Origin of the sequence: Arthrobacter sp. I3, assembly GCF_000520575.1 — a bacterium.
Lineage (GTDB): Bacteria > Actinomycetota > Actinomycetes > Actinomycetales > Micrococcaceae > Arthrobacter > Arthrobacter humicola_A.
This window is the reverse complement of the sequence record NZ_KI914902.1, coordinates 162,271-164,288: the sequence shown is the minus strand read 5'-3', so window position 1 is coordinate 164,288 and position 2,018 is coordinate 162,271. Positions and strand designations below refer to the sequence as shown.

Sequence of the window (2,018 nt, the reverse complement as noted above, 5' to 3'; positions counted from 1 at the left end):
CTCTACGACGTTTCCCGGCTGCTGACCTACAGGCGCCCGCTGCTGGCCACCTCCACCGACGGCGTCGGCACCAAGGTGGCAATCGCACAGGCCATGGACATCCACGACACCATCGGCTACGACCTCGTCGGCATGGTGGTGGACGACATCGTCGTCGTGGGCGCAGAACCGCTGTACATGACCGACTACATCGCCTGCGGCAAGGTGGTCCCGGAGCGCATCGCCGACATCGTCCGTGGCATCGCGGCCGCCTGCTCGGTCGCCGGCACCGCCCTGGTGGGCGGCGAAACCGCCGAACATCCCGGCCTGCTCGGGGAACACGAGTACGACGTCGCCGGCGCCGCCACCGGCGTTGTCGAGGCCGACCAGCTGCTCGGCCCGGACCGTGTCCGCGCCGGCGACGTGGTGATCGGCATGGCCTCCTCCGGCCTGCACTCCAACGGGTACTCCCTGGTACGCCGCGTCATCAACCACGCCGGCTGGGCCCTGGACCGCCAGGTCTCCGAGCTCGGCCGCACCCTGGGCGAGGAGCTCCTCGAGCCCACCCGCGTCTACGCCGCGGACTGCCTGGACCTCGCCCGCACCTTCCCGGTGAACGGCTCCGCGGGCGGCAAGGCCGTCCACGGCTTCAGCCACGTGACCGGCGGCGGCCTCGCAGCCAACCTCGCCCGCGTCCTCCCGCAGGGCCTGCTGGCCACCGTCGACCGCTCCACCTGGGAGCTCCCGGCCATCTTCAAGCTGGTTTCCGAGCTCGGCAACGTCCCGCTGGCCGACCTCGAGCGCACCCTGAACCTGGGCGTGGGCATGGTCGCCATTGTTTCGCCGGAAGCTGCCGACGCCGCCGTGAACCGGCTCAACGACCGCGGCCTGCCGTCCTGGATCATGGGCACCGTCGAGCAGAACTCGGATGCGGTCCTCAAAACCGGCCCGGATTACGTCCAGGGCGCCAAGGGCGTCGACGGCGGCGCCGTCAGGCTGGTCAACGCCTACGCCTAAACGGGCCCGACCCATGTCGAGTGCTCCCCAGCTGCCGTTTTGAACGCTCAGAACGGCCGGTGGGGAGCACTCGATCCGTTTAAGCCGCGGCCCTAAACCTCCAGCAGGCTGAAGACGCCGCCCTGCGGATCTCTGAGGGTGGCGATGGTGCCGGCTTCCTCGATCTCATCCGGTTCGATCAGCACGACGCCGCCCGCGGCCACCGCAGCCTGCACCGCCACTGCGACGTTGGAGACGCCGAAGTAGACCTGCCAGCCCGGCTCGAGGGTGTCCTGCGCGTCGCCGGGAACCCGGGCGATGCCGGCCACCTCGGCGCCGCCCACCATCAGCGTGGTGTAGGTGCCGCCGTCGTCCTGGGGGTATTCGGTGACGTCGTGCCCGAAGAGCTGTTGGAAGAAGCCGACGGCTGCCTGCGGTTCCGGCGTGAGCAGTTCAGCCCAGGCCAAGGTGCCCGCCTCCTGGCTCCGGCCGGCTCCGATGTGGCTGCCGGCCTGCCAGGCCCCGGTGGTTCCGCCTCCGGGCGGGGCGAAGAAGACCATGACGCCGGTATCACCGACCTCCTCGGGGCCGAATTCAAGGTGCCCGGGGGAATGGGCCAGTTCGGCGGCCAGGTCCCGCGCGTCGTCGACCGCGAAATACACGTTCCACCGGCCCGGCTCGGCCGCGGCTTCCTGCCGGGGGTTCTGCGGCGCGAGCACGGTAACCAGGTCGTCGCCCAGGAAGGCTTTCGCGTAGCTGCGTCCGTCCGGAGTGGGCAGGTCTTCGTACCGCCAGCCGAAAACCTCCGCGTAAAAGGCCTTCGCCGTCTCCACGTCGGGGGTCTGGAGGTCCGTCCAGCAGAGCTCGCCCTCGGCGAATCCTTTGCGCATGGTCATGGCAGTCCTTCCGGGGCATCGGTGTGGCGTCCGGGAAAATCCGGCACGAACAACCTAGCCCGGCGCCCCGCCGGTGACAACTGCGCCGGCTCATCCGCGCTCATCCGCGGCGCAGCGCGGGCCAGCCGGCCGGCCCGGATACGGACG

General features: G+C 70.3%; 2 protein-coding genes. One reads left to right on the top strand and one right to left on the bottom strand.

Features of this window, described 5'->3' with window-relative positions; genetic code table 11:
• The coding region (purM, locus tag Y706_RS23430) for a phosphoribosylformylglycinamidine cyclo-ligase (RefSeq protein ID WP_043434497.1) at positions 1–996 on the top strand (996 nt) is incomplete at its 5' end.
• Positions 997–1,088: 92 nt separating this feature from the next.
• Here the strand turns inward: purM and Y706_RS0103475 are convergent.
• Positions 1,089–1,871 (bottom strand): VOC family protein, encoded by a 783-nt coding sequence (locus Y706_RS0103475; RefSeq protein ID WP_028275476.1) that lies wholly within the window; start codon positions 1,869–1,871, stop codon positions 1,089–1,091.
• Positions 1,872–2,018: the final 147 nt, after the last annotated feature.

Excerpts from the sequence above, each read along its gene's own strand:
- Y706_RS0103475 (WP_028275476.1), bottom strand. The coding sequence starts at position 1,871 with ATGACCATGCGCAAAGGATTCGCCGAGGGCGAGCTCTGCTGGACGGAC.